21 protein-coding genes are annotated in these 23,689 nt (G+C 63.5%); 13 read left to right on the top strand and 8 right to left on the bottom strand.

Annotated elements, in window-relative coordinates; genetic code table 11:
- From CH256_RS03095 to CH256_RS03110, 4 genes are all read left to right on the top strand, one after another.
- A partial coding sequence (locus tag CH256_RS03095; RefSeq protein WP_094668844.1) for an acetyl-CoA C-acyltransferase occupies positions 1-816 on the top strand: 816 nt, incomplete at its 5' end.
- A 36-nt stretch (positions 817-852) separates the two neighbouring features.
- Positions 853-3,045 carry a 3-hydroxyacyl-CoA dehydrogenase NAD-binding domain-containing protein gene (locus CH256_RS03100; RefSeq protein WP_068046669.1) on the top strand — a complete coding sequence of 731 codons (2,193 nt, stop codon included), beginning with the start codon at positions 853-855 and terminating at the stop codon, positions 3,043-3,045.
- A 40-nt stretch (positions 3,046-3,085) separates the two neighbouring features.
- The gene (locus CH256_RS03105; RefSeq protein WP_094668860.1) at positions 3,086-4,105 is read left to right on the top strand and encodes an ABC transporter substrate-binding protein; all 1,020 of its coding nucleotides are present in this window, start codon (positions 3,086-3,088) and stop codon (positions 4,103-4,105) included.
- 32 nt (positions 4,106-4,137) lie between these two features.
- The gene (locus CH256_RS03110; RefSeq protein WP_094668845.1) at positions 4,138-5,157 is read left to right on the top strand and encodes an NADP-dependent oxidoreductase; all 1,020 of its coding nucleotides are present in this window, start codon (positions 4,138-4,140) and stop codon (positions 5,155-5,157) included.
- 17 nt (positions 5,158-5,174) lie between these two features.
- On the opposite strand, the gene CH256_RS03115 is transcribed toward CH256_RS03110, so the two are convergent.
- Positions 5,175-6,539: a DUF1254 domain-containing protein gene (locus CH256_RS03115; protein WP_179271981.1), complete on the bottom strand. Its 1,365-nt coding sequence runs from the start codon at positions 6,537-6,539 to the stop codon at positions 5,175-5,177.
- Between the two features lie 107 nt (positions 6,540-6,646).
- Between CH256_RS03115 and CH256_RS03120 the strand changes: the two genes are divergently transcribed.
- On the top strand, positions 6,647-7,690 hold the full coding sequence (locus CH256_RS03120; RefSeq protein ID WP_256989343.1) for an ABC transporter substrate-binding protein: 1,044 nt from the start codon (positions 6,647-6,649) through the stop codon (positions 7,688-7,690).
- A gap of 73 nt (positions 7,691-7,763) precedes the next feature.
- Here CH256_RS03120 and CH256_RS03125 read toward each other — a convergent pair whose 3' ends face one another.
- Together CH256_RS03125 and CH256_RS03130 are read right to left on the bottom strand one after the other, a co-directional pair.
- The gene (locus CH256_RS03125) at positions 7,764-8,144 is read right to left on the bottom strand and encodes a DUF202 domain-containing protein (RefSeq protein WP_094668847.1); all 381 of its coding nucleotides are present in this window, start codon (positions 8,142-8,144) and stop codon (positions 7,764-7,766) included.
- Entirely contained in the window at positions 8,144-8,473 is a 330-nt protein-coding gene (locus CH256_RS03130) for a YidH family protein (RefSeq protein ID WP_231893899.1), read from the bottom strand. The genes CH256_RS03125 and CH256_RS03130 overlap by 1 nt, the downstream gene beginning before the upstream one ends.
- Before the next feature lie 161 nt (positions 8,474-8,634).
- Between CH256_RS03130 and CH256_RS03135 the strand changes: the two genes are divergently transcribed.
- Complete coding sequence (locus CH256_RS03135) at positions 8,635-9,927, top strand: DUF1214 domain-containing protein (RefSeq protein WP_094639723.1); 1,293 nt, start codon at positions 8,635-8,637, stop codon at positions 9,925-9,927.
- Positions 9,928-10,032: 105 nt separating this feature from the next.
- Here CH256_RS03135 and CH256_RS03140 read toward each other — a convergent pair whose 3' ends face one another.
- Both CH256_RS03140 and CH256_RS03145 read right to left on the bottom strand, forming a co-directional pair.
- The gene (locus CH256_RS03140; protein ID WP_179271983.1) at positions 10,033-11,295 is read right to left on the bottom strand and encodes a sensor domain-containing phosphodiesterase; all 1,263 of its coding nucleotides are present in this window, start codon (positions 11,293-11,295) and stop codon (positions 10,033-10,035) included.
- Between the two features lie 22 nt (positions 11,296-11,317).
- Positions 11,318-12,073: a GGDEF domain-containing protein gene (locus tag CH256_RS03145; protein WP_179271984.1), complete on the bottom strand. Its 756-nt coding sequence runs from the start codon at positions 12,071-12,073 to the stop codon at positions 11,318-11,320.
- A gap of 413 nt (positions 12,074-12,486) precedes the next feature.
- Here CH256_RS03145 and CH256_RS03150 point away from each other — a divergent pair, with 413 nt between their 5' ends.
- On the top strand, positions 12,487-12,765 hold the full coding sequence (locus CH256_RS03150) for a hypothetical protein (RefSeq protein WP_068046628.1): 279 nt from the start codon (positions 12,487-12,489) through the stop codon (positions 12,763-12,765).
- Between the two features lie 90 nt (positions 12,766-12,855).
- On the opposite strand, the gene CH256_RS03155 is transcribed toward CH256_RS03150, so the two are convergent.
- Positions 12,856-14,085 carry a hypothetical protein gene (locus CH256_RS03155; RefSeq protein WP_094639827.1) on the bottom strand — a complete coding sequence of 410 codons (1,230 nt, stop codon included), beginning with the start codon at positions 14,083-14,085 and terminating at the stop codon, positions 12,856-12,858.
- A 106-nt stretch (positions 14,086-14,191) separates the two neighbouring features.
- Between CH256_RS03155 and CH256_RS03160 the strand changes: the two genes are divergently transcribed.
- From CH256_RS03160 to CH256_RS03185, 6 genes are all read left to right on the top strand, one after another.
- Positions 14,192-14,494, top strand: a complete 303-nt coding sequence (locus tag CH256_RS03160) for a hypothetical protein (protein ID WP_094639720.1) — start codon at positions 14,192-14,194, stop codon at positions 14,492-14,494.
- A 103-nt stretch (positions 14,495-14,597) separates the two neighbouring features.
- Positions 14,598-15,977 (top strand): hypothetical protein, encoded by a 1,380-nt coding sequence (locus CH256_RS03165; RefSeq protein WP_094668850.1) that lies wholly within the window; start codon positions 14,598-14,600, stop codon positions 15,975-15,977.
- Complete coding sequence (locus CH256_RS03170) at positions 15,974-17,290, top strand: PQQ-binding-like beta-propeller repeat protein (RefSeq protein ID WP_256989344.1); 1,317 nt, start codon at positions 15,974-15,976, stop codon at positions 17,288-17,290. The genes CH256_RS03165 and CH256_RS03170 overlap by 4 nt, the downstream gene beginning before the upstream one ends.
- 819 nt (positions 17,291-18,109) lie before the next feature.
- The gene (locus tag CH256_RS03175) at positions 18,110-19,291 is read left to right on the top strand and encodes a lipase family protein (protein WP_094668851.1); all 1,182 of its coding nucleotides are present in this window, start codon (positions 18,110-18,112) and stop codon (positions 19,289-19,291) included.
- An 836-nt stretch (positions 19,292-20,127) separates the two neighbouring features.
- A complete protein-coding gene (locus CH256_RS03180) occupies positions 20,128-20,748 on the top strand; it encodes a hypothetical protein (protein WP_143536508.1) in 621 nt (206 codons plus the stop codon).
- A gap of 154 nt (positions 20,749-20,902) precedes the next feature.
- Entirely contained in the window at positions 20,903-21,445 is a 543-nt protein-coding gene (locus tag CH256_RS03185) for a hypothetical protein (RefSeq protein ID WP_068046569.1), read from the top strand.
- 33 nt (positions 21,446-21,478) lie between these two features.
- Here CH256_RS03185 and CH256_RS03190 read toward each other — a convergent pair whose 3' ends face one another.
- Positions 21,479-23,083: a carboxylesterase/lipase family protein gene (locus tag CH256_RS03190; RefSeq protein WP_094668853.1), complete on the bottom strand. Its 1,605-nt coding sequence runs from the start codon at positions 23,081-23,083 to the stop codon at positions 21,479-21,481.
- A complete protein-coding gene (locus CH256_RS03195; RefSeq protein WP_068046563.1) occupies positions 23,080-23,670 on the bottom strand; it encodes a TetR/AcrR family transcriptional regulator in 591 nt (196 codons plus the stop codon). Before CH256_RS03195 ends, CH256_RS03190 begins: the two co-directional genes overlap by 4 nt.
- Positions 23,671-23,689 lie beyond the last annotated feature (19 nt).

Consider the following 23,689-nt stretch of genomic DNA (forward strand, 5'->3'; position numbering starts at 1 on the left):
GCCCTGTTCACCGACCCGGCCACCGCATACGACCTCTACATCGTTCCGCAGGGAATCGGTGCCGACCTGATCGCTACGGTCGAGGGTTTCTCTCGTCACGACGTCGACACCTACGCGGCGGAGTCCCAACGACGCGCCGAGGCCGCCTGGAGTGCAGGCTATTTCAAGAAGTCCGTCGTTCCGGTCGAGGACTTCAACGGCGTCACCCTGCTCGACCACGACGAGCACCGGCGCCCGGGAACCACCACCGGCAGCCTGGGCACATTGAAGCCGGCCTTCGCCGCGCTGGGCAAAGCCGCGGGTTTCGACGACGTAGCGCTGCAGAAGTACGTCGATGTCGAACGCATCGATCATGTTCACACCGGCGGTAATTCGTCGGGCATCGTCGATGGTGCCGCCCTGGTTCTCATCGGTAGCGACGCGGCCGGAGCACGCGCCGGTCTGGTGCCGCGCGGCCGCATCGTCGCCACTGCCCAGGTCGGCAGCGAACCGACGATCATGCTCACCGGCCCCACCCCGGCAACGGTGGCCGTGTTGAAACGAGCGGGCCTGACCGTGGACGACATCGACGTGTTCGAGCTGAACGAGGCATTCGCCTCCGTCGTGCTGAAGTGGATGAAGGACCTCGACATCCCGCACGAGAAGACCAACGTCAACGGCGGAGCGATTGCGATGGGCCACCCGCTCGGGGCCACCGGCGCAATTCTGGTGGGCACCGTGCTTGACGAACTGGAACGAACCGGTGGCCGCTACGGCCTGATCACCCTGTGCATCGGCGGCGGCATGGGTGTTGCCACCGTCATCGAACGCCTCTGAACTGCCCATCGTCGACACAGAGAAATACGAGAAAACATGAGCGAGAACATGATCGGATGGGAACGCGGTTCCGACGGCATCGTCGTACTCACGATGGACGACGCAGGCAAGAGCGCGAACACGATGAACGATACGTACATCGCGTCGATGGCCGCCACTGTCGAGCGGCTCGAAGCCGAGAAGGACGACATCACCGGTGTCGTGATCACCTCGGCCAAGAAGTCGTTCTTCGCGGGCGGCGATCTGGGCGACATGACGGCCGACCCCGGCGATGCAGACAAGCGCGACGTCGCACGTGCCTTGACCGAACGGATCGACGGGATCAAGGGCGTTCTGCGACGGCTCGAGACTCTCGGTCGCCCCGTGGTGGCCGCGATCAACGGCGCAGCTCTCGGCGGCGGCTTCGAGATTGCGTTGCACACCCATCACCGCATCGCAGCGGACCTGCCGGGCACCCGAATCGGTCTCCCCGAGGCCACGCTCGGATTGTTGCCCGGGGGCGGCGGGATCGTCAGAACGATCCGGCTGATGGGAATCGATGCCGCCCTGGCGAAGGTATTGACGAAAGGCCAGCAGCACTCGGTGGCCGACGCGACGAAGCTCGGGCTGATCGACGCCACCGTTGCCGGTGTGGACGAGTTGATTCCGGCGGCGAAGGCGTGGATCGCCGAGAACCCGTCGGCTGTGCAGCCGTGGGACGTCAAGGGTTTCGAGATTCCCGGTGGTGGACCGACCGATCCTGCCGTTGCTCAGAATCTGCTGGCCGCAACGGCATTGCTGCGTAAGCAGCTCAAGGGCGCACCCGCCCCGGCACCGAGGGCGATACTCGCCGCCGCAGCGGAGTGCGCGTCGGTCGACGTAGACACCGCGGATCGCATCGAGACCCGCTACTTCGTCTCTCTGATGACCGATCGAGTCGCACAGAACATGATTCGTGCGTTCTTCTTCGACATGCAGACCATCCGACGCGGCACGTCACGCCCGGCCGGCCACGACACGTTCACCGCCCGTACCGTAGCGGTCGTCGGGGCAGGAATGATGGGTGCCGCCATCGCCTACGTGTGCGCCAGGGCCGGTATCGAGGTCGTACTGAAAGACCTCGACCAGGCCGCTGCTGACCGCGGAAAACTCTACGCCGAGAAGCTCGAAGCGAAAGCCCTCGAGCGGGGGTCGACGACGGCCGAGAGGTCGGCGGCACTGCTCGACCGGATCCGGCCGACCGCGGACGCGGCCGACTGCGCCGCAGCCGATCTCGTGATCGAAGCGGCATTCGAATCCGTGGACGTCAAAAATCGGGTGTTCGGGGAGCTCGACGGTATCGTTCCCGCCGATATCGTCCTCGGCTCCAACACCTCCCAGCTTCCCATTTCGATCTTGGCCGACGGCGTCGTCCGACCCGAGAATTTCATCGGAATCCACTTCTTCTCCCCTGCCGACAAGATGCCCCTGGTCGAAATCATCCGTGGCCGAGAGACTTCGGACTCGACAGTGGCCAAGGTCGTCGATTTCGTGTTCCGGATCGGCAAGACCCCCATCGTCGTCAACGACAGTCGTGGGTTCTTCACCTCACGGGTGATCGGCGCGTTCCTCGACGAAGCGATGGCCGCGGTCGGCGAGGGCGTCAACCCGGTATTCATCGAGCAAGCGGGTGCGCAGGCCGGCTACCCCGTCCCGCCTCTGCAGTTGATGGACCAAGTGACTTTGTCTCTGTCGCAGAGGATCCGCAAGGAGAACGAACGCGCGCTGGCGAGCGAAGGCAAGCCGCCTCGCCGACACGGCTCGGATGCGGTGATGGACAAGATGGTCGGAGAACTCGATCGTCCCGGGCGTGCCGGCGGCGGCGGTTTCTACAGCTACGACGAATCGGGCACGAGAACCGGGATCTGGCCGGGCGTACGCACGTCTTTCGATTCGGGTTCGACTCGAATTCCTTTCGTGGACATGCAGGAACGGATGCTGTTCGCCGAGGCGATCGAGGCGGTCAAATGCCTCGACGAAGGTGTGTTGACGAGCGTGGCCGATGCGAACATCGGGTCGCTGCTGGGTATCGGATTCCCGTCGTGGACCGGGGGCGTCATCCAGTACATCGATCAATACGACGGCGGGCTGCCCGGCTTCGTCGACCGAGCACGAGAATTGGCCTCGAAGTACGGGGCTCACTTCGAGCCACCCCAGTCTCTGGTGAACAGAGCAACGCGCGGAGAGCGTGTCCATACACTCGCGTCCTGAACGAAGAGAGAATGCTGTGAACGCACTACGTCGATCGGTGATGTCCGTCGGAATTGCCGCAGTGACTCTCGTTGCTGCGGCGTGCGGGCAATCCTCGCAGGAAGCCGAATCCGGACCGGTACAGGGCACATGGGACGACGTTGTGGCCGCGGCCGGTGCCGAAGGGACCGTGCACCTGTACTCCAGTCAGCATCCCGAGAACCTCGCGACACTGGAGACCGCTTTCGAGTCGAAGTATCCCGACATCGATCTCGAGTTCACGCGCGGCAGTGACGTCGAGCTCAACCCGCGGGTGGAGACCGAAGCCCGGACCGGCCGTGGAACGGCCGACGTACACATGTCGACCGATCCCGCGTGGATCGCGACTGCGTCCGAATCGGGCACCTACTCGACAACGATAGTCGGGCCGGCCTTCGACTACTCGGCGTACGCTCGGTCGACCAGCGTGCTGAACGATACGTTCTTCCTCACCAGCGCAGCAATATTTGCGCTCGGGTGGAACACCGATGCAGTTCCTGCCGGGCTTTCCTCCCCGCAGGACCTGTTGGATCCGGCGTTGAAAGGCCGGATCGGCGTCGTGAATCCTGCCGGGTTCGCCGCCGTTGTCGACGAGTACCGATTCTTCGACGAGAACTGGACCGGTGGCGGTTTCCTGGACAAGCTCGCTGCGCAGGAACCTCGGGTCTACCCGGGCGCGCTGGCCGTCGCTCAGGCATTGAGCTCCGGTGAGATCGCCGCATCGCCGATGGTGCCGCCACTGGTCCGGGAGAAGGACGCAGGCGCACCCGTCGAGTGGACACTTCCCGATCCGGCGTGGGGTGCGCCGTACTACTCCCACGTGTTGTCCTCGGCTCCGCATCCCAATGCCGCACTAGTGCTGGCCGACTTCATGGTGTCGGCCGACGGGCAGCGCGCTCTGTCGAAAGGCTACGGCAGCGCCTTGCCCGACATCGAGAACTCGGTCGCGTCGGCCCAGAACATCCCGCTGCCCGATACGGATTCACTGACGCCCGAGAAGGTCTCGCAGTTCCAACAGGAGTGGGAAAGCAAGTTCAACTGAAATCTCGGACTCGAAGGAAGCCCAGCGCGACCATGAACAGCCGAACCCTCTGCCTCACCTCATATCCGAGCGGAAAACTCACGACCGAACAGCTGGAGCTGACGGACATCCCGCTCGCCCCACTGCTCGATGGCGAAGTGCTGGTACGAAATACGTGGCTCTCGATAGATCCGTCGATTCGTCTGCGATTGGGTGAATCGGCACCGTCCGGATATCTCCCACCGCTCCGGATCGGAGACGCGCTGGTGGGGTTGGCACTCGGCATCGTCGTCGAGTCACGGCACGACAATTTTCGGCCCGGAGATTTGGTGTCACACATGCACGGCTACCGCGACTTCGCAGTGGTCTCCGCCGCGGCCGGCGGGCTGGGCGGCGCGGGCACGCTCACCAGAATCGACGCCCTCGACTGGCCACAACAGTGGTTTCTCGGCCCGCTGGGCAGTTCCGGCCTCACGGCCTATGTCGGCCTCTTCGAGGTCATGGACCTTCGACCGTCCGACACCGTCTGGATCTCCGCCGCGGCAGGAGCAGTCGGCAGTATCGCTACCCAACTCGCCGCCCATCACGGGTGCACGGTGATCGCGTCCGCAGGCAGCCGACGCAAGGCCGATCACCTGGTCGATACCCTCGGAGCCTCCCGCTCGTTCGATTACCACGACGGTGACATGGACAGCCTGCTCGCGCGGGCTGCCCCGGACGGGATCGACGCATACTTCGACAACGTAGGCGGTTCTCACTTCACCGCCGCCCTCGACGCGCTCCGACCCCAAGGACGGGTCGCGATGTGCGGCGCAATTTCCACCTACGAGTCATCGAACACGTTGCCGTCGAACCTGTTTCAGATCACCGCCAAGAGCTTGTGGGTACGAGGGTTTCGAGCCGGCTCGTTCGGCCATCTCTACGACACGATGCGATCCACTGTCGGAAGCCGACTGACCGACGGAACCATGATCTACGAGGAATCGATCTACGACGGCCTCGAGCACGCCTCCGCCGCACTGGTCGATCTACTCAACGGACGAACCAGCGGAAAGACGCTGTGCCGACTGTGAACCTCTGACGCACCGGTTCAGAGCGGTCCGGCGTTCGACTGCACGACGCGCGGCGGCGTCCATCGCTCGCTCAGGGCATCCTCGGCCGGTTGATAGATCCTCAGGACCAGGAAGAACGGATACTGGGGCGCCGGAAGCCAGGCGTGGTCGGGACGGTCGGTCGTGAGCGGCGATGCGCTCACTGTGATCGTCGACGGTCCCGATGCTCCGTCGCCTCCATTGACCGCTGATCCCACCGAATGCTTCTTCCCGGGTGCGTCGTACAACCAGCCGGTCTTTGCGTCGTAGAGTGTGATGCTCCAAAAGGCCTGTGCCGGAGGTAAAGCGAAAAATTCGATGCGGTATTCATCTCCGCCTTCGCACGACAGTCGTTGTCCATCGTGGTCGACGTAGGTGTTGTACGAGCAGTTCTCCTCGACAACGTTCGCGCCGAGACCGACGTAGTTCATGACCGCACGTGCAAAGAAGTTGTGCCCGTGTGCACCCTTGCCGAGCACCCGCGTCCAGCCGGTTTCGGTACGACGCCCCAGCAGCGATCGAGAGCGGGACAACATCGTCATCGCTGAATCGAAACCCTGTTCCAGGCCTTTCTGTGTGTCCTCATCGAGGTCGTGCACGGAAAAGGTGCCCGTACCCACCCCGAGCTGAAGAAATTGGTGCACGTGGGCTATGTCGGTGAACGGCACTCCGTTCACCGACAGCGACACATCGAGGGCCGTGAAGAACGCCTCCGAGGAGACTTCGACCGCACGAGGATTGACCGCCGGCCACGCGTGTGCCGACGCGGTCGGTGCGTCGATCGTGACCGCATCCTGCAGACCGTGCACGGTCGGCAGGTCCGAATCTCCGAACGCCTGTATCCGCATCAACAACCACATGATCGGTGTGGCGACTCTGAACACCTCCATACCGTCGGGAACCGAACCGGTCCAGTCCGAACACGCCACGAGCAACGCACGCGGCTGTTCGGGGTGCGTACGCCGACTGACATTGCTGGCGTTGCTGTAGGCGTCCAAAAAATTCAGCGTGTAGTACCGACTACCGAAATCGGGAAGTACGACGACGATCGGTCCATCCGAAAGGTCCAGCCAGGCATTGGAATACAGCGTATCGACATTGGGGACCCGGAAGGCCTGGAAATCTGCACCGGCAATCGTACGCTCGTGAACCAGAGCGTTGAGCGCCCAAGGCCCGTCGCTGACGGCCGGGGCACACGCGTCGCACATCCCGGCGTACTGATACACCGATGGCAAGCCGTAGACCACGGCGTGCATCGCCAGTGATTGCGCCCAGTGCTGCCGGTCGATGGCCTCCGACGGGTGTACGTCCGCCGCATCGATCGCAGCGATCTGATCGGCCGAACTCGGGTCGTAAGTGCGCATCGGTGAAAAGCCTCGTCTCGTCGAACGATCACACCGCCCTTGGGAAGTGATTGACATCACGTACCTTACCTGGTGAACTGATCTCAGTTCAAACAGGAGGACAACACATGCGACATTCGGTCCGGACGAAACACATCATCGCGATGCTCGTCGCCACATCGACCGTCGCGCTCAGCGCGTGCGGATCGTCGGGCGGAGACACTGCATCGGTGGAGGGAAACTGGGAAGACGTAGTCTCGGCGGCCGAGGAAGAAGGCTCGGTGACGCTCTACTCGAGCCAGAACACCACCATTCTCGACAGTGTCAAAGCCGCATGGAATGCGAAGTATCCCAATATCGCTCTCGAGTACGTGCGAGGTACCGATGCGGACCTCAACCCGCGTGTCGAGGTGGAGAACAAGACAGGAAAGGGGATCGCCGACGTCCACGTCGTCACCGATACAGCGTGGATCGCGTCCGCCGCGGATTCCGGGAGTTACTCACAAGAGCTACGCGGCCCGAGTTTCGACAACCCCGAATACGACCGGGACTCCAGCATCAAGAACAATCGCTTGTTCCTGAACGTCGCGGCCACCTTCGGCATGGGCTGGAACACCGATGCGGTTGCAAACGGCCTGGCCGATCCCCGAGATGTTCTCGACCCCGAATACAAAGGGCGCGTGGGCGTTGTCAGCCCTGTAGGCATCGCATCGTACGTCGATCTGTACCGCTTCTACGGCGAGAATTTCGGCGACGACTTTCAAGAACGGCTCGCTGCGCAGGAGCCGAGGATCTACCCCAGCGCCCTCGGCATCGCACAGGCGCTGACATCGGGCGAAGTAGTCGTAGCGCCGATGGTGCAGCCGCTGGTTCAAGAGGTGGCGACCGGTGCACCGGTGAATTGGGCTCTTCCGACCCCATCGTGGGGTACCCCCTTCTACGGTCACGTCACCTCGGTAGCGCCACATCCCAATGCGGCTCAGGTTCTGGCGGACTTCCTCGTCAGCACGGAGGGACAAACTGCGCAGGCCATCGGAGTAGCGACAGCACTGCCCGGTATCGCTGGGGCGACGGCTGACGCACACGATGTCCAAGCCCCCGACCCCGAGCAATTGACCAAGCAGTACGTCGATCAGCAGTCCGCGGAGTGGGAACAGCAGTTCGTCAGGTAGCGACCAGCAGCCGATCAGAATCGAGCGCAGGCCGTGACGGGATCGCACCGTCACGGCCTGCGCTTTTTCCACATCACCGTAATGACGCGGTCCAGATGACGAAACTCAGGGCGATCAGCCCGAGGGTCGGAATCAACAGTGCGATGGCATGGGCACGCAACGGAAACGCCGGCGGCCTCAGCCTTTCGGCACCGGCATTACGTGCGGCTCTCGTCCGCGCGACCCATCCCGAGATCAGCAGCACCGCCGCGCCGAAGCTGACGAGGACGGCCAGCGCGACCAACACCGGCTGGCGAGTGTGCGCGCTCAGGCGGATGCCGATAACTGCACACACGGCGACCGCCGACTCCGTTCGCGCCCAAGCCAACTCGGTTCTCTCGACTTGCAGACCTCCGTCCCCGAGTGTGCCCCCAGGCCGCCCGGAGGGACGCTCACGACGGCCTCGCCGCATCATCACAGGACGGACCAGAGCACCAGAACTCCGACCGTTGCGAGAATTGCCGCCAGGGGCAGGGCGATACGAGGAGACGGAAGGGCCTCCGAGTTGCGCATGGACTTCTCGGTCCGCGCCCAGCCCCACCAGGCATGTAGTGGAACTCCGATCGATGACGCGATCAGCATCACCGAGGCGACCACACTCGGCGTGGACCCGCCCCCGATGTCGAAGACCTGCAGAGCCACCCCGGCTGCCATCAACGCAAGTGACGTTCGAATCCACGCGAGATAGGTTCGCTCGTTCGCAAGACTGAAGCGTGGATCGGGCTCGACACCAACGGAATACACCGACCGGGGAAATCTGCGACGCGCGCCGTCTTTCACATCGACCTCTCGAACTCCACTGCAATCGCAGCATCGCCGTGTCCAAGTTTTCACGTATTACGACCTTCGATACGTGCTCCAGACTACAGTGGAGGTGAATTCAGTTCATCTCAAGGGGGCCTCCGTTGCTCGACACCGAATCAGAACGTACCGATCTGCGCGACGATGCGTGCGCACTCCAGGTCTGGGGATTCCCCGTGATCTTTGCCCAACGCCTCCGGCTGCGGTTCACCGATCCGTCGAGTCCACACTCCCAGCGGCCTTCCACGTCCGCCGGTGCCCCACTGAATTGTCTGGGCCACCAACGTGAACTCTCGAATCCCACGCTGACGGCCGGTGTCGCCCCGAATGTCGACACGCTCTACTCGTTGGCGTTCGTCGACCTGGCCTCCGGCACCTTCGAGCTACGCCTACCGGACTTCGGAACCCGTTACTACAGCGTGCAGATCGGCGAGGCGGACTCGTCCACCAATATGGTTGTCGGACAGAGGACTCACGGGTCTCGAATCCCTCAGATCACCTTGTTTCGACCGACATCCGCGCCGACCGAGGTTGCGGACGGATGGATCGCCTGTCGGTCGAGATTCGTGATGATCGCCATCCGAATTCTCGTCGATCCATCCCGGGGCGGAGACATGAACACGGTGAACGAGCTACAGAACCACATCGTTCTGTCCGGCCCGCCTACACCGCCGGCTGCGCGTGCCGACCTCGCCCTGAGCAACGTCGACCGTTCCGACGAACTGCGGCGTCCCGTCGAATTCCTCGCTGCCCTCGATCAAGCGATCGGCAACCTTGCCGATTCGGACGTACCGAGCTGGGTAGGCAAGGCGTACCGCCGTCTCGTCGATGCACTCGACCGCGATGCGCCGGAGCACGACATCGCCAGCGGCCTACAGACCGGTCTCGGAGACATTGCTGCGCAGGTGAAATCGATGGGCCGCATTGTCAACGGCTGGGCAATCAACGACGCGGGGGCGGACTTCGGCGCAGACGATCTCCTACGGGCCGCCGTTGCTTACTCCCAGATCTACATCAACCCGGCAGCCGAGGCTTCTTACCCTGTATGCGAGCAAGACGAGGAGGGCCGTCAGCTCGACGGCTCGAACAACTACACCATCACTTTCGGGGCCGACCAGTTTCCACCCGCGGACTATTTCTGGTCTCTGACCGTCTACCACGCGCAGGGACTGCTCTACGCCAACGAACTCGACCGGTACGCCATCACCGACCGCACACCGGGCCTGAAACACGACAAGGACGGGTCACTGACCATCGCGGTTCGAACGACCCGTCCGTCCGATGAAACCACGCCCAATTGGCTACCTTGCCCGCCTGGCGAATTCAGACTCATGCTCAGAATTTACGGACCCCGGCCGGGCAGCTGGTCTCCCCCACCAGTGAACCGAGAAGAGTGAGCTGGTTCAGCGTGTTCAGCAAACCATCGATGCCGCTGGCGTATGGCTGGTCCAATTCCGTCTTCGCCGAGCAAGATCCGCATGCGTCGCATGCGCCCTGCCAGATTATTTCGGCAGGACTCGGCGCATGATGGAACGTGCAGCAGCGACGACGGTCAACCGGTCGTGGGTCAGTAGGAACTCGAACCGACGGTCGTGGTCGGCCCCGTCGTCGCCTAGGTCGCGGGCTATGAGCGCAGCGCAGTAGTGAGATCCGACGATCGTGATGGTCCATTCGCCGACGAACCGTTCATCGGGGTGAAGTTCCGCACCACGCACACCTGCTGCGGGTTCGGTGTCCATCCCGACTCCCAAGGCCGCCACGAACGGGTTGACAGCGGCAAGCCTCGCATAGCGGTCGGCCACCGACTGCGTGAACCACGCCGAGTCTTGAAATGCAGCCTGAATGGTGAGTGGATCGGGCATGTGGCGCGCGTGATCTTCGAGTTGCCGGGTCAACGCCAGCAGCAACGATTTACTACCCACCTGCGCCGACGAAGTTGTCAGAAGGTCCGACGGAACCGAGGGCACCGCTGTGTCCGCTCGCGCGTGCGCACCTGATTTCACGGACAGGATGGGTCGGGCAGAGATGGCACCCGAGTGCTGCCGGTCTCCGGGGGTCGGAAGCGGCGCGGGACGGCCGAGCATCCAGCCTTGTCCGAAAGCGGCTCCGAGCGCGGTCGCACGACGAAGGTGAGCATCTGTTTCGATGCCTTCCGCTACTATTCGTGCCCCACTCGACTCCACGTACGCAGCGACGGCGAGGACGACGGCAGCCTGCTGCGGCGATGGATCCGACTGCGAGAGAGTGTAATCGAGCTTGATGATGTCCGGGGCGACGAATTCCAGCAGAGCGAGCGAGTCGGGATGCGATCCGACATCGTCCAGGGCTACCAGACAATCGCTTTTTCGAGCACGCCGCACCGTTTCGAGTAGCTCGGCGGGGTCGGCCAACAGTGAGCGCTCGGTGAGCTCGACTACGACATTCAACCGGGTCGCAGCCGTACCGATGATCTCACGCGCGTACGCGGGAACGATGCGCGAGGAGAGCGGCTCGATATTGATGAACAGCGAAACATCCTCTGACATACCGGCATCGAGTGCGCCGGTCATAGCAGCGCACCGGCAAGCCCAATCGACCTCGTCGATCACTCCGCATTCGGCAGCACTCGAGAACACAACACCGGGGTCCACCGACGGGTGGCCCGGCCACCGTGCAAGAGCTTCGTAGCCGACTACCTTGCCACTGTCGAGTTCGACGATCGGTTGGTAATGCGGGCGAACGGACCGAGGATCCGCGAGGATGCTGCGAACGGCGCTGGAGTTCAAGGTTTCCTCGTGCTCCTCTTCATCATGGTCGGGCCGGTCGGTGACCAGGAATCGCGTCTGCGGCCGTAGGTGCAGCAACTGTGGCCCGGGAGGCACGGCGCTGGCGGTACAGGTCCCTGTCTGCATTTTCGATCACATCGGCGACTGTGTCCCTCTCGCGCGCGAACGCGATGCCGCATGTGATCGCTATGTCATCGCTTGCGCGAAGTCTGGCTTCGATTGCATCGGTGGTGTCGTCGATGTCGAGAGCAGCCGGACCGAGCACGGAGAAGATGAACTCGTCGCCGCCGTACCGCAACAGGGTGTCGTCGCAGTCCAAACGATCGTCGATGACCTCGGCGACCCGCCGGAGTATGCGGTCACCGGCCGGATGTCCGTCGGTGTCGTTGACGGCCTTGAGGCCGTCCACATCGAGAAAACAAACGACCATGGCGGTACCCGAGTCGCGGGCGATAGCGAGGCTGCGTTCGAGTTGACCGATCCCCGCGTCCCGGCGGTATGCAGAGGTCAGCTCATCGGTGGCCGAAGTACGGCGATCATGCGCTGCTGCGATTCGATCCTGGCGCGACGCGGACCTATCCGCGCCGGCCCGGGCACGGTCACCGGCCGCCGTGAGCCGATGCGCTCGGCCCCGCCTGTGGCACTGATCGTGGGATCGGTCGTCACAATCCAAGCTCAGAGCCACCGCATCACGGGCATCAGCACCACGGTCGGCTCGATCGGCTGCGGCGTCGCGAGCCGCTGCCGCGACGTCACGATCGTCACCGGCATCCGGCACGGGCCGAACACACGGGGGCGAATGGCTGCATATCCGAGGCACAAGCAACTCCTGACAGTTCGAAACCTCGCACGCAGTGAACGACTGTCGCGGAAGTAGGCGCGCACGGGCCCCCCGAGCCGGTTACTGAAGCCTACGGCGAGAAACTACGCCGCGCTGACCGACAGCCCAGTTCACGGTCGACGCCGTCGGGCCGAATCGGTCCCGTGCGCTGTGCGGGCACCGACCTCGCCGACAAGATCCAGACCGGCGAGAGATGTCCCCTCGATGGCACGTGGGCGCGAGATGCAGTGCATCGGTGCCGTCGCCCCTGGGAGCATCGCGAGGGTATGTTTTGGTGTATGAGCTCGCCGTGTCGCGTGAGACCAACGGGCATCGAGTCGCTGCATCAGGACCGCGAAGAGGGAGGCGGCATGGCCGAGGAACATTCCACACGGCCGCTTTTTCGCAACGGCGCCGGCAGCGCCGCACTGATCCTGGGCATCATCGCTCTGGTCTGCGCGTTCGTACCCTTCATCGGGGATTTCGTCGCTATCCCCACAGGTGTCGCCGCGGTGGTGTGCGGGTGGGTCGGCGTCGGTCGGGACGAACAGGGCCACGCGACCAATGGCCGCGAGGCCATGATCGGCGCAGCTCTCGGCGGCGCGGCCATGTTCGTGGTGTTCGTGGCGTACGCGGCCACCGTCGTGTGAGCGATGAGCAGTAATACGAAAACCTCTGTTATCGATTGCTGTGCAATACCTCTCGCACGATTGAGCAGAAGCGACACCTCTTTGGGGGAACTATCCCCGCCGCCTCAACACGACCAGAGCCGCACCTGCCACCAGAACCGACACCACAGAGATGCCTGTCGACATCCACACCCACGTGCTCGGCGAGAACGTGGGGTCGAGCTCGACCAGCGGAGAGTAAGCGGTCCAACCGAATTCGGCAACGACGGGAACCGACATCACGATGGGCGTCGTCACCGACATCACCGCAACAGGGGCGGTTGTCGGCAACAACGATGCATAAACCACGCCCACCCCGAGCGGCAGAACAACGAGAGTCGCAACGATATTGACGGTGTCCAAGGGTGGGCCGGTGAACACTCCCGTAGCTGCGACGACGGCCAGTACTACGAACCCCACCATCGGAGACGGCCGGCGATGGCCGACCACCCCGCCCAGCACCAACATCGCGACGAACACCAGAGCTGTCCCCCACGTCAGGGATCCCACTGTCGGGGCCGATAGGAAGGCAAGTGCCGCGAGCAGGATCGCTCCTGTCACCGCGGGCAGCACGAACGCCGCACCGACAAGTAGCGGTATCACCGCGAGACCCAAGAACCACCGGTTCTGCATTGCACCGCCCGGACCGAGCGAGTTCACCGACCGCTCGAACAGCCAGTACAAGACCAGACCCACGAGAGGAATGACGATCCCCACCGCGAGCACTCGGCCGCGCGACTGCACCGGCGATACTTCCTCGAACACTTTCGCCCACGACGACACCGCCAGCAGCGCCGCGAAGACGACCAGGGCGAGCAGCACTGGCGTCTGCGGTGCCTGCTGGAAGGCGGAACCGGCGTAGTCCACATACTGGCTGGGAACGTTCTGCAACACACTCGATGCCGCAACACCGGCGATAGCGCCGAACAGCAACGCGTGCTGCAGGATTCGACTGAGGGCGGTCACCGCTGCGGCACCACCCAGGATCAAACCAGCTGCCATCGCCCGAAGCTGCAGTTCTGCAGGAATCGGCACCGACAGTAGAACCGACAGGGCCGCGACGCCAACGGCCGCCACAATGAGAGCTGACTGCTTCCGCGTCGCAAATACCGCGGTGACGACGGCAACGATCGCGCCGAGTGACCAGGCGGACGCGCTACTGTCGAGCAGGATATCGAGCCTGTCGCCGCCAGCAACGAACGCAAAATTACGCGGTACCGGCGTCGTCAAAGCCAGGATCGCCGCGAACGCACCGACGAGAACGGTGACGGTCGGAAGTAGTCGTCGTGCAGCGGTATTCATCGCGTCACCCGAGTGGGGACCGCTGGCGTCGACACCCACAGGTTTCTCACGCGTCCACCCTGTCACATCGTCAGCATTCCCAGCGTGTGTAACGGAGCGCTGGGCGATGGCGACCTACCGAGCATCGCCGCCGAAGGTTGCGTTCGCAGTGTCCGAACGCTCGCTCAGCACCGCAGCGGGCCACTGCGTGCAATTGTTCGAAGGCACCACCCTCGGTGTCTACCGGGTGTATCGGACCCAGCCCGTCGAGGGCGGTTGCCTGTTCTTCAAAGAAGGCGGACTGTTGAACTCCATCGGCCTTGCACACTTCCCCGACGGCGCACCGTATATCGGTGAGCCCCAGCACGAGGGCGACATCGGGTACGAGGAGTTCGACGGCGACTGGTTCCAGTTCGAGCAACTGTTCTGATGATTCAGTTGCCCTGGCCCGCAGAGAGACCGGGGATCATTGCGGTTTTGGTCAGCTTTGAACCGTGCGCGGATCGGATGCACATGACAGGTATCTTGACGCGGTGAGCAGACTTGGTCCTCAGCGTGCCGGGATGTGGGCCGATGCGCTCACGATCGTGTCCATCGTCGCCATCGGGGTGTGCGTTGCAGCCCTCGTCGAGCGAGGCGCACCACCAGAGCAGCCCGATAACCGCGCCGAGTCAGTAGCCACGACCACAACGCACTCCATCACTCCCGGCCCTTCCGAACCCGTCGACACCACCTACAGAACGCCCGAGGTGATATTCCCGACGGCTATCTCCGGATGCGAGGTCGTCGAACCTCCGGACGGGACGTCATCGGTGTGGGGACGGATCACCACCAGCGAGGATGCATACGACAACCCTCAGGCCTCGTGGTACTCGGGACCCAGGTCGGTGATGATGACCGACGCCGTCGCCGAAGCCCTTCCGGATGGTGTCGAGGTTCTGTTCGCAAGCCTGCGCGAGTCATTGGTGTTTCAGCCGATCCCCCAAACCTCCAGCGAACCAGGCCAGCCTCAGGAACCCGGTTGGGCAACGGCATCGGCCGAGCTCGGACGCGGCAACACACTCGGCCTGCTGGCAGTATCCGTGGCGCAGGACAACACGGGTGTGCCACCGTGCAGGGCCGGGTCAGTACAGGATCGCACGACATCGGCGGACGGCACCGTGGTCGACACCAACGAATCGTGGTCCGAATTCGGCGGTACGAGAACCAATTACCGCACGGTCACCGCGTATGCACCCGACGGCACGCACGTCACCGCAACCGCATCGGACGCTCAGGGATTTCAGTCGACCAACACCGGGGACCGCGACATCGTTCTCACCATAGATGAGCTGAAAGTTCTTGTGACACTGCCGGAGCTGCGGATATCGGCACCTGTCCCCGCCGACACACCCGAACCCCGCGAAGGATGCGACGACTCCTTCGGCCTCTTCTCCGGCGACACAGCGATCGACGCCGAACTTGCCACCACCATGAACACCACGTTGGAGCACGTCGATGCAGGTGAGCGGTTCGATCCCGGATTGAACACGCTCAGGCTCGCCGACTTCGAGACCGGCGTGGTGTGTACGCACGTCGATGCCGTCGGCACCGGCGCCGACCTGTCCATATCCATACGAGGCGGACAGGAACTCCCCGTGATGCCGGACATCTACGACCCCGCCTACCAGAATCGGCCGACCGACTTCGAGACGCTCGACGGCGGCGCGGTGCTGCGGATCGAAGAGGCACCCTACTCGTACTCGCCTGCACTGCCCGAGGGACCGAACGGCGGGATGCGCCATACCGTGACCGTCACCTACCCGTCGGGAACCGAGGTCGAAGTCCGATCGCACGTCGAGCGTCCGGACGAACCACTGAGCGCAAACACATTGCGCACCATTGCCACCGCCGACGGATTGGATGTGCTGTGAACCCGTACCGAAGGCTCGCCGTCACTGCTGCGGTGGCTTTCGCAAGCGTCGGCGCAGCCGTCGCGCTGGTGGCAACGGCCCCACAAGACGCCGAACCCCTTGCAGCACAGACTCCGACGTCGCCCGGCGCTGCGTGGACGCTCGACGCCACCGACGTGCTCGGCAATCCGTTCGCCACCTTCGATGATCCCGTGGGTGGACGATTCGGCGAGGTCGAGGGCGGTGTCATCGACGCCGACGACATTCTTGTCGCCAGGGCAGGGTTGATAAATCAGGAGACGGACGAGTTCGAGCAGTCCCAACTGATCGGGTTCGATGCGGCAACCGGTCAGGTGCGGTGGAAGACACCCTCTGACGGGATCGAAAGTTGCTCGTCCCACGTCCTCGACACCCTGTTGCTGTGCCGGAGCACCGATCAGATCGTGACGATCGACAGTGCGACCGGAACCGCCACCCGATACGACACCGACTGGAACATATTCTCAGTCGGCACCGACGGCGAAGACCTCTATGTGGTCGAGGGCGAGAAGGACGGGTACACCGTCCGGATCCATCGAGGAACGATCGACGACCCCGACGCGTCGTGGTCCCTCACCCTCGACGACACCTGGGTCGACCCGTACAACTCACGAGAAATCCTCGCGTTCGCAGGAAATGCGGGAGTGGCCCGGTTCTCCTCGGGCACAGCGCTGTTCGACGCCAGATCCGGTGACATCACCGACAACATCTCCTCCCCCGACTGCGCGCGCGACCAGTTCGATCGAGGCGATCAGATCTATGTTCTCGCCGGCCGCCGATGCTCTGACCTGTTCGAGTTTCGCACCGACCTGGTCGATTCCACCGGACGAGTTGTCGCGACCACCGACGAAGAGATCTACCAGCGCACGACGGTAGACGCAGCGAACGACCCCGACGATCCGGTTGTGTTGGGCAGCAGCGCGTTCGACCCTACGATGGGGCAGAAACTGTGGACTTCGGACGACGCCAGCACCGGGGGTGACATCGCGATCGTCGGTGACGTTGTCCTGGGTGTCGGTCCACTCACACGCAACCTGTTCACCGGGGAGCCAACGTGGGGTCCCGACGTCGAATCACTACCCTTCATGCCTACCGCTGTGCGCGAGGGCCTGGCCTATGTCGCCGATTCTCGGGAGATCCTCGTGATCGAGCCCGAAACCGGCGCTCGCCGCGAAACAATCGCGATCGAGGATTTGCTCGGCAATACCGGTGGACGGTCCGAGAGGGTTGCACTGCTTGCCACTGGCGGCGGCGTTGTAGCCGTCAACGAGAAGCGCCTGAACTTGCTACGTTGAGCTTCGACTCAGGTCGATCTGCTTCGACCCGAACCGCGATCCTTGCGACATCCGATCCGGCGCTTGGGAAACCAGTCGATCTACGAACGACGTCTCCTTGCTGCAAAACTGGGATTGCTTCGAACGACGCCCACAGGCTGTGAAAATTGTTGCTGTAGAACAATATTTGCATGCTCGTCGTGGCATTGGTCCCGCGGTCGATACTGAACGCAATCACCGATCGTCCGCGCCAACTGGGGTTGGCCCATGAACGGTAGCGTGTACCTACGCACCGTGTTTCCTTGAGCACTCGATACACGGGCTCCCTTTGGAATGCGAGGAGTTGACGATGAATTTTCCGAGCGGGAAGAGGTGGGTCTTCTTCTGGTCGGCGCTGGCGTTGCTGTGGTCCGTTGTTTCGGTGGTTCGAACTCAGGACGGTGAGTCTTCGGTCTGGTCATGGGTGGCTACTTGTTTGCTTGCTGCCGCCGCAATCCTGACCGGACTTCGTACATTTCGCCGCAGGCAATAACGACGAGCACGGACCGACGAACAAGTAGGGAGTCCGCTGCTGCATCGAGGGGCGGTCAATTCGATACCCTCGTCGAGCAGAGTCCCGACACAGTCGTTCCTCGAATGGCCTGAGCTGCCCGTTCTCGGGGTGATGCGCCGAGGGGTGGACTCCGCAGGGCGGGAATGACGAATTTGTCGAAAAGCTTTTTGGTTCAACCACAGTGGGGGTGGTCCGCGAGGAGGTCTCCATTTTTGCGATCACCGGCCGCCTTGCACTGTATGGTGACCGCGGGGATCGGTACGGCTCGGGAAGAATGTCGGGGGATCATGACTCTGTTCGGTGTGCTCGATCGCGTATTGACTCGACAACTACCCCTGAAACCTCCGGACGACCCCCATGCCGCCATCCTTCCGACCCCGATCGACAACGATGCCTTCTTCCTCACCCCTCCCGGCATCGAGGACCTCGCACCCGGCGCAGTGATCCGGCAGCGCACGACCCGCGGTCTGGTGCCCCGGCCGCGAACCGCCCTGCATCAGTTCATGGTGCGATCGACCGACGCGCGGGGTCTCCCCGCCGGCGTCACCGCCTCGCTGCTGATCCCGAAGCGGCCGTGGACCGGACGCGGACCGCGGCCCGTCGTCGCCCACAACGTGGCCATCGATTCCCTCGGAGCCAAGAGCACGCCGTCGTACCGGCTCGTCCACGGTGTCGGTGCCGACCTCCCGCCGGTGATGCCGCTCTGGCTCGCCCGCGGATACGCAGTCCTCGTCGCCGATCACCAGGGCCCGCGGATGTCGTACTCCGAAGGCACGATGGCCGGCCAAGCCGTCCTGGACTCGCTACGCGGGATGACGGTCGTCGCCCCGGAGCTCGCCGACAGCCCAGTGGTGGCCTACGGCTACAGCGGCGGCGCGATCGCCACCACATGGACGGCGCAACTGCAGCCGAGGTACGCGCCGGACGTGCGGTTGGTGGGTGCCGTCGCCGGTGGAACGCCCACCGACTTCTCGATGCTGCTGGACACCATGAACGGCACCGTCGCGGCCGGCTTGCTGGGTGCGGCGAGCATGGGTCTCGCGCGTGAGCACCCCGAGATGGTGGAGTTGTTCGGCCCGAAGGCGCTGCTGTTGGCGTCCTGGGTGAGGGACATGTCTGTCCTCCCCCTGGCCATGGGCGGGTTGATACGCATGCGAATCGAGGACTTGGCGTCCGAGCCCGACCCGTTCGACTCCGACATCGCGCGGCGGGTGATTGCCGCGAACCGTCCCGGTGCCGACGCGCCGTCGGCGCCGGTGGCGTTCTTCCACGGTTCCGCGAGCAAGTGGATCGGCGATCGCTTCATCCCCGAGGCCGGCGTGACTGCGCTGATCGAGCAGTGGCGCAGCAAGGGTGCAAACGTGCACTACGAGCCCGTGGCAGGCGACCACTTCATCGGTGCCATGACTGGGCTTCCGTTCGTGTTGCGTTGGACCGCAGCGCAATTCGCGGTCAACGGTTCGGGTTGACTCGCCGCCCCTTAAGAAATATGGTGCCACCAGTCGGACCAGAACCGACACTGTGCGGATTTCAAGTCCCTGGAAATAGATTCAACTGAACGTCTCTGGACTCGATTTCTGTTTCTTTACAATATTTTTCGTACGTTACGGTCCGGCTCGGTCCACGTCCGAACGTACCGACTTGTGACACTCTCGTGACACCGAACTACCGCCGGCGCTCCGGCACCGGACAGCCCTGATCGGTGTCGGACAGCCACGGTGCCGGGTGGACGGAGGGTGTCCTGTAACACCGACGTGCTGTGCGGACTCGTGACGACGAGACTCGTTCGACCGAAGCCACATGCCCCCGGAGTCAGTAGGAAAGTGCGACCACGTGACGAACCAGGCGTCCGCGATCCGCAGACGAATTGTTCCGTACCAAGGGGGTGGGATGATGGGCCGTCCATTACGGCGGTCGGGGTCGACGGACGAATAAACGAAATTGTTGGGCACCGATCGCGTGAGAACCACCGGGTGGGCGAACCTGGTGCGCAGGTAGACGCGACGCGCAGGACCTTAAAACCCGATTGGAGAATTGAAGCTGGACGGCAGCTGAGGGCAGTGAAACCGGCAGTCCTTCCCCATGCGGGCACGGTTCGCCATCGGTGTGGTCGACGGCGGCGGTGATCGCCACACGGACCACGCCGTCGAATCAACAGTGTGGCACCACCTGTCAGGTGCACTGTCACCCTGTGGACGTCACCCTCGCACATGATATTTGTCATGCGCGACCCGTGACGCTGTCATCGCAGACCGTGTCCATGCGCACTGGTGTCGACCCCCACGCGGAGAGCACCCTCGAATACATGACCACGCCACCCGCCCCGCCGAAACGCATGAAACCGTTCCGACAGTGGCAGGTACTGCATCGACACCTGTACACCGTCGATCACACCGGCCCTGAAGGAAACGCGATTCGATACACCCTCGAAATCGATACAGCCAACGGCGACAACGAAGTACAGGTGTACGCCGATGGATGGTTCCAGTCGAAGCACGAACTGCCGGCCTCGATCCCCGTCCTCGGCGGGCACATCGAAGCAAACGCCTCGTTGTACGGCGTCACTCGAATGCACCTCGTGACGGCAGACGGTGCCGCGCGGCGGTTGACTCCCGTCGCCGGAACGATCGAGGACCGTCGCCGCGCACTCGATCGTCGCCACCCTACGATCAGCAGAGCCATGAGGTGGGCAGCAATTGCAATCCTCATCGCCAATCTCGTGCTCGCCATACCCTTTGCGATCGAACTGGCGACAGAACTACCTGCAATTCAGCGAAACCTCGGCACGTTCGTCTCACCGATTCAACTACCCGCATGGGCCAACACGTCGCTGATGGTCGCCGGAATACTTGCAGCGACCGAGCGCGTCCTGACTTTGCGTCGCAACAGGATCCTCGATATGGAGACGATCTGGACAGGTCTTTAGGCTTTCCTCGGCAAACAACGAGATTTCGATTCCTGAACGGTCTGGCCCCGAATTGCTGTCGATGGGGTGGTGGAGCAGCCGACGAACTGGCCGCTACCTGCCCGAGTCACGATGGCTGCGATGAGTTCGGCGCCCACCCGAGGTCTCACCGAGTATGGACAACATCGAAACGAAGATCATTGCCCGCACCGGCCGCGGCACCGCCAGCGAAAAGGAAAGCGACGGAGCCGCAGTCTGGTCGGACATTGCAGCGACACTGCGATCCGGAGAGATGACGAGTTGGCTCAACGTCCGTGGTCGTCGAGGCGGTGTCCACACCCGGCCGGTATTCGCGGCGTGGGGCGAGACGTCGTTCTTCTTCGCCACCAAAGCATCGGCGTCGAAAACTGCCCACCTGCAGAACGACAACGAGGTTTCGTTGGCCATCGACCTCGGCGAGGTGCATCTCGTCGTCGACGGTGTTGCCGAACGCCTCACAACGGCGGACGACATGCACCGAGCCTCCGCAGCCATGTTCGACGTCTTCGATTGGCCCACCGAGGTTCGAGGCGACGAACTCGACGCACCGTACGCGGCACCGACGTCCGGTGGGCCACCCTTCCAAGCCTGGGAGCTGCGTCCCACCCGCGCTTACGCATTTCCGACCCGAGACCAGGTCGAGCCGACGAGGTTCGTGTTTAGGGCGGCTGACCGTTGATTCGATGACGCCGAACGATGTACGGCTCGTGCGTCACTCTGGGGTGATCGCGTCCCAGAGTCCGCAGTGGTGCTCCGCGCGATGATCGACGAGGTGCACGCCTGACCCGGTGACCGGATTGTCGAACTGCATGACCGGGGTTTCGATACCGGTGGTGACAGGCCATTCGGCATCGTCGGCCCCACCGGGAGTACCGGTGTGGGCGAACGCGGCCCACGCGACCACCATGTCGTCACCGAGCTCGCGTTGTCCGGGTTCGGTGAGCAGATCTTCGCTGCCGAGATCGAACAGGTACGGCAGGTCGGTGGCGTGCGCCGCCCCCTGGGGCACACCCGATGACCCCACGCCGCTCACGTCGTGCGCGCTGCGATCTGCGAATTCGTAGCTGTACACCGGTGTTCCGGCCGCAGCGAGATCGCGTGCACCGCGAGATGTCGTGCAGGCCCACGCCACATCGGTCACCACAGTGGCCCACGCAACGGGAGCCGACTCGTAGTCATCAAGCGGATACGTCGCGCTCACCGCTCCCACGTCGGCCGGGAAGGAGCTTCGAATCAACGACTCGTAATTCTCCGCGGTCACCGCGGTCGGGTCGGTGAGCAAGAGTCCGCCGATGAACGAGCGATGTTCGTCGCGATTGCCGCCGGACAGGACAGGAACCTTCAGCCAATTCCCCTGCTGGACTGCTGTCGACGGTTGCTGCGGAAGCAGTTCGGTCCCGTACGCGATCGGGTTACCGAACAACACGGCTTGCCCCAGTAGGGCATCGACGGGTCGTGCGCGTAAGCACCCCAGCGGGTCGGGGTCGGTACACCCCAGCGCAGCAGCAGCCACCGAACCCTGAGCTTCGCTGTCGGACAACGAAATCAGAGACGACGACGCAGGCAGACCGGGGAACAGCGTGCCGGCGGGCCACGCGAGGCTGCACGAGCCGGAGGAGAAAATGGCCCTGTCGACGAGGCCTACCGCAGCCGGTGATGTCAGCGCGGCGCAGACGGACGTTCCACCGGCCGATTCACCGAACACAGTAATCGAGTCGGGGTCGCCGCCGAACACCTCGGCGTTGTCGTTGGCCCAACGCAGAGCAGCCAATTGGTCTGCGAGACCGAAGTTTCCGGACCCGTCGAGTCCGGGCAGTCCCAGGTAACCGAGCATCCCGAGCCGGTAGTTCGCGGTCACCACGACGACGTCACCCTGATCGGCGAGCCGCTGAGCGTCGTACTGCGAGCCGGCTCCACTGGTGAAACCGCCGCCGTGCCACCACACCATCACCGGGCGCGGTGTCTCGCTCGCTCGGGCGGGCACGGTGACGTTCAGGAACAGGCAATCCTCGTCTGTCGACGAGACGGCCTGCGCAGTCTCTCCCGTTTGTGGACACGGTGACCCCGCGCGGGTGGCATCGAGGACGTCATCGGTATCGGGAACCGGTTCGGGACGGGTCCACCGGCGGTCACCGGTCGGCGGCTGCGCGTACCGAACGCCGAGGAACTGGTGTGTCTCGCCCACGGCGACCCCCTGCAGAGTTCCCGTCGTGGTGTCCACCACCAGATCCGATCCGGTCGCCGCGTCATTGTCCACCGACGAACAGCCAGTGGCGACCAGAACCGTCGCCGCGACGATCGCCAGTACACGCCTCATGACATCACCCGCGTGGCTGCGTCGATGGTGCTGACCAGCTCGTCGGCAAGCACAACCGGGTCGGCTCCCGCTGCGGTCAACCCGACCGCGGTGTCCAAGATGGCGCGGATGGTCAGCGCCATGAGTGTCACGTCGAACTCGCGCATCTGGCCGGCGACCTGACCGTCCCGGAGCAGGCCGGCGGTCGCCATCATTTCGGCTGCATGCTCAGGACGCTCCTCCCGCCGCAGGCTGTCCCCGGTGCGGCTGGTGTAGATCGCGGTGAGGGCCCGGAGGTGACGCGGGTAGTGGGCGTAAAACGCAATGCTCCCCCGAACGAACGACGCCACGCTGTCGCGGGGCGACTGCGCCGACAGCGTGTCCGGCTGCACTTCCCGGCGGCCGAGGTCGTAAACGGCGTCCACAGCTGCCTCGAACAACTCGCGACGTCCCCCGGGAAAGTGGTAGTTCACCACCCCTCGGCTGACACCCGCGCATTCGGCTATCCGGACCAGGGATGCCTGTTCGGCACCCAGGTCGGCCAGAACATCGATCGCAGCATCGACCAGTTGAGCCCGTCGTGCCGATTGGAGGAACGTGTGGTCCATGACGCTAATTTAGCAGGAC

The organism is Rhodococcus sp. 05-2254-6, from assembly GCF_002258565.1.
Taxonomy (GTDB): Bacteria; Actinomycetota; Actinomycetes; order Mycobacteriales; family Mycobacteriaceae; genus Rhodococcoides.

What these genes read in the sequence shown, in the direction of transcription:
- CH256_RS03195 (WP_068046563.1), bottom strand. Translation starts at nt 23,670, where the DNA reads ATGGACCACACGTTCCTCCAATCGGCACGACGGGCTCAACTGGTCGAT.
- CH256_RS03150 (WP_068046628.1), top strand. Translation starts at nt 12,487, where the DNA reads ATGGCCGAGGAACATTCCACACGGCCGCTTTTTCGCAACGGCGCCGGC.
- CH256_RS03185 (WP_068046569.1), top strand. Translation starts at nt 20,903, where the DNA reads ATGGACAACATCGAAACGAAGATCATTGCCCGCACCGGCCGCGGCACC.
- CH256_RS03115 (WP_179271981.1), bottom strand. Translation starts at nt 6,539, where the DNA reads ATGCGCACTTACGACCCGAGTTCGGCCGATCAGATCGCTGCGATCGAT.
- CH256_RS03155 (WP_094639827.1), bottom strand. Translation starts at nt 14,085, where the DNA reads ATGAATACCGCTGCACGACGACTACTTCCGACCGTCACCGTTCTCGTC.
- CH256_RS03175 (WP_094668851.1), top strand. Translation starts at nt 18,110, where the DNA reads ATGACTCTGTTCGGTGTGCTCGATCGCGTATTGACTCGACAACTACCC.
- CH256_RS03125 (WP_094668847.1), bottom strand. Translation starts at nt 8,144, where the DNA reads ATGATGCGGCGAGGCCGTCGTGAGCGTCCCTCCGGGCGGCCTGGGGGC.
- CH256_RS03190 (WP_094668853.1), bottom strand. Translation starts at nt 23,083, where the DNA reads ATGAGGCGTGTACTGGCGATCGTCGCGGCGACGGTTCTGGTCGCCACT.
- CH256_RS03120 (WP_256989343.1), top strand. Translation starts at nt 6,647, where the DNA reads ATGCGACATTCGGTCCGGACGAAACACATCATCGCGATGCTCGTCGCC.
- CH256_RS03110 (WP_094668845.1), top strand. Translation starts at nt 4,138, where the DNA reads ATGAACAGCCGAACCCTCTGCCTCACCTCATATCCGAGCGGAAAACTC.
- CH256_RS03180 (WP_143536508.1), top strand. Translation starts at nt 20,128, where the DNA reads ATGACCACGCCACCCGCCCCGCCGAAACGCATGAAACCGTTCCGACAG.
- CH256_RS03100 (WP_068046669.1), top strand. Translation starts at nt 853, where the DNA reads ATGAGCGAGAACATGATCGGATGGGAACGCGGTTCCGACGGCATCGTC.
- CH256_RS03105 (WP_094668860.1), top strand. Translation starts at nt 3,086, where the DNA reads ATGTCCGTCGGAATTGCCGCAGTGACTCTCGTTGCTGCGGCGTGCGGG.
- CH256_RS03160 (WP_094639720.1), top strand. Translation starts at nt 14,192, where the DNA reads ATGGCGACCTACCGAGCATCGCCGCCGAAGGTTGCGTTCGCAGTGTCC.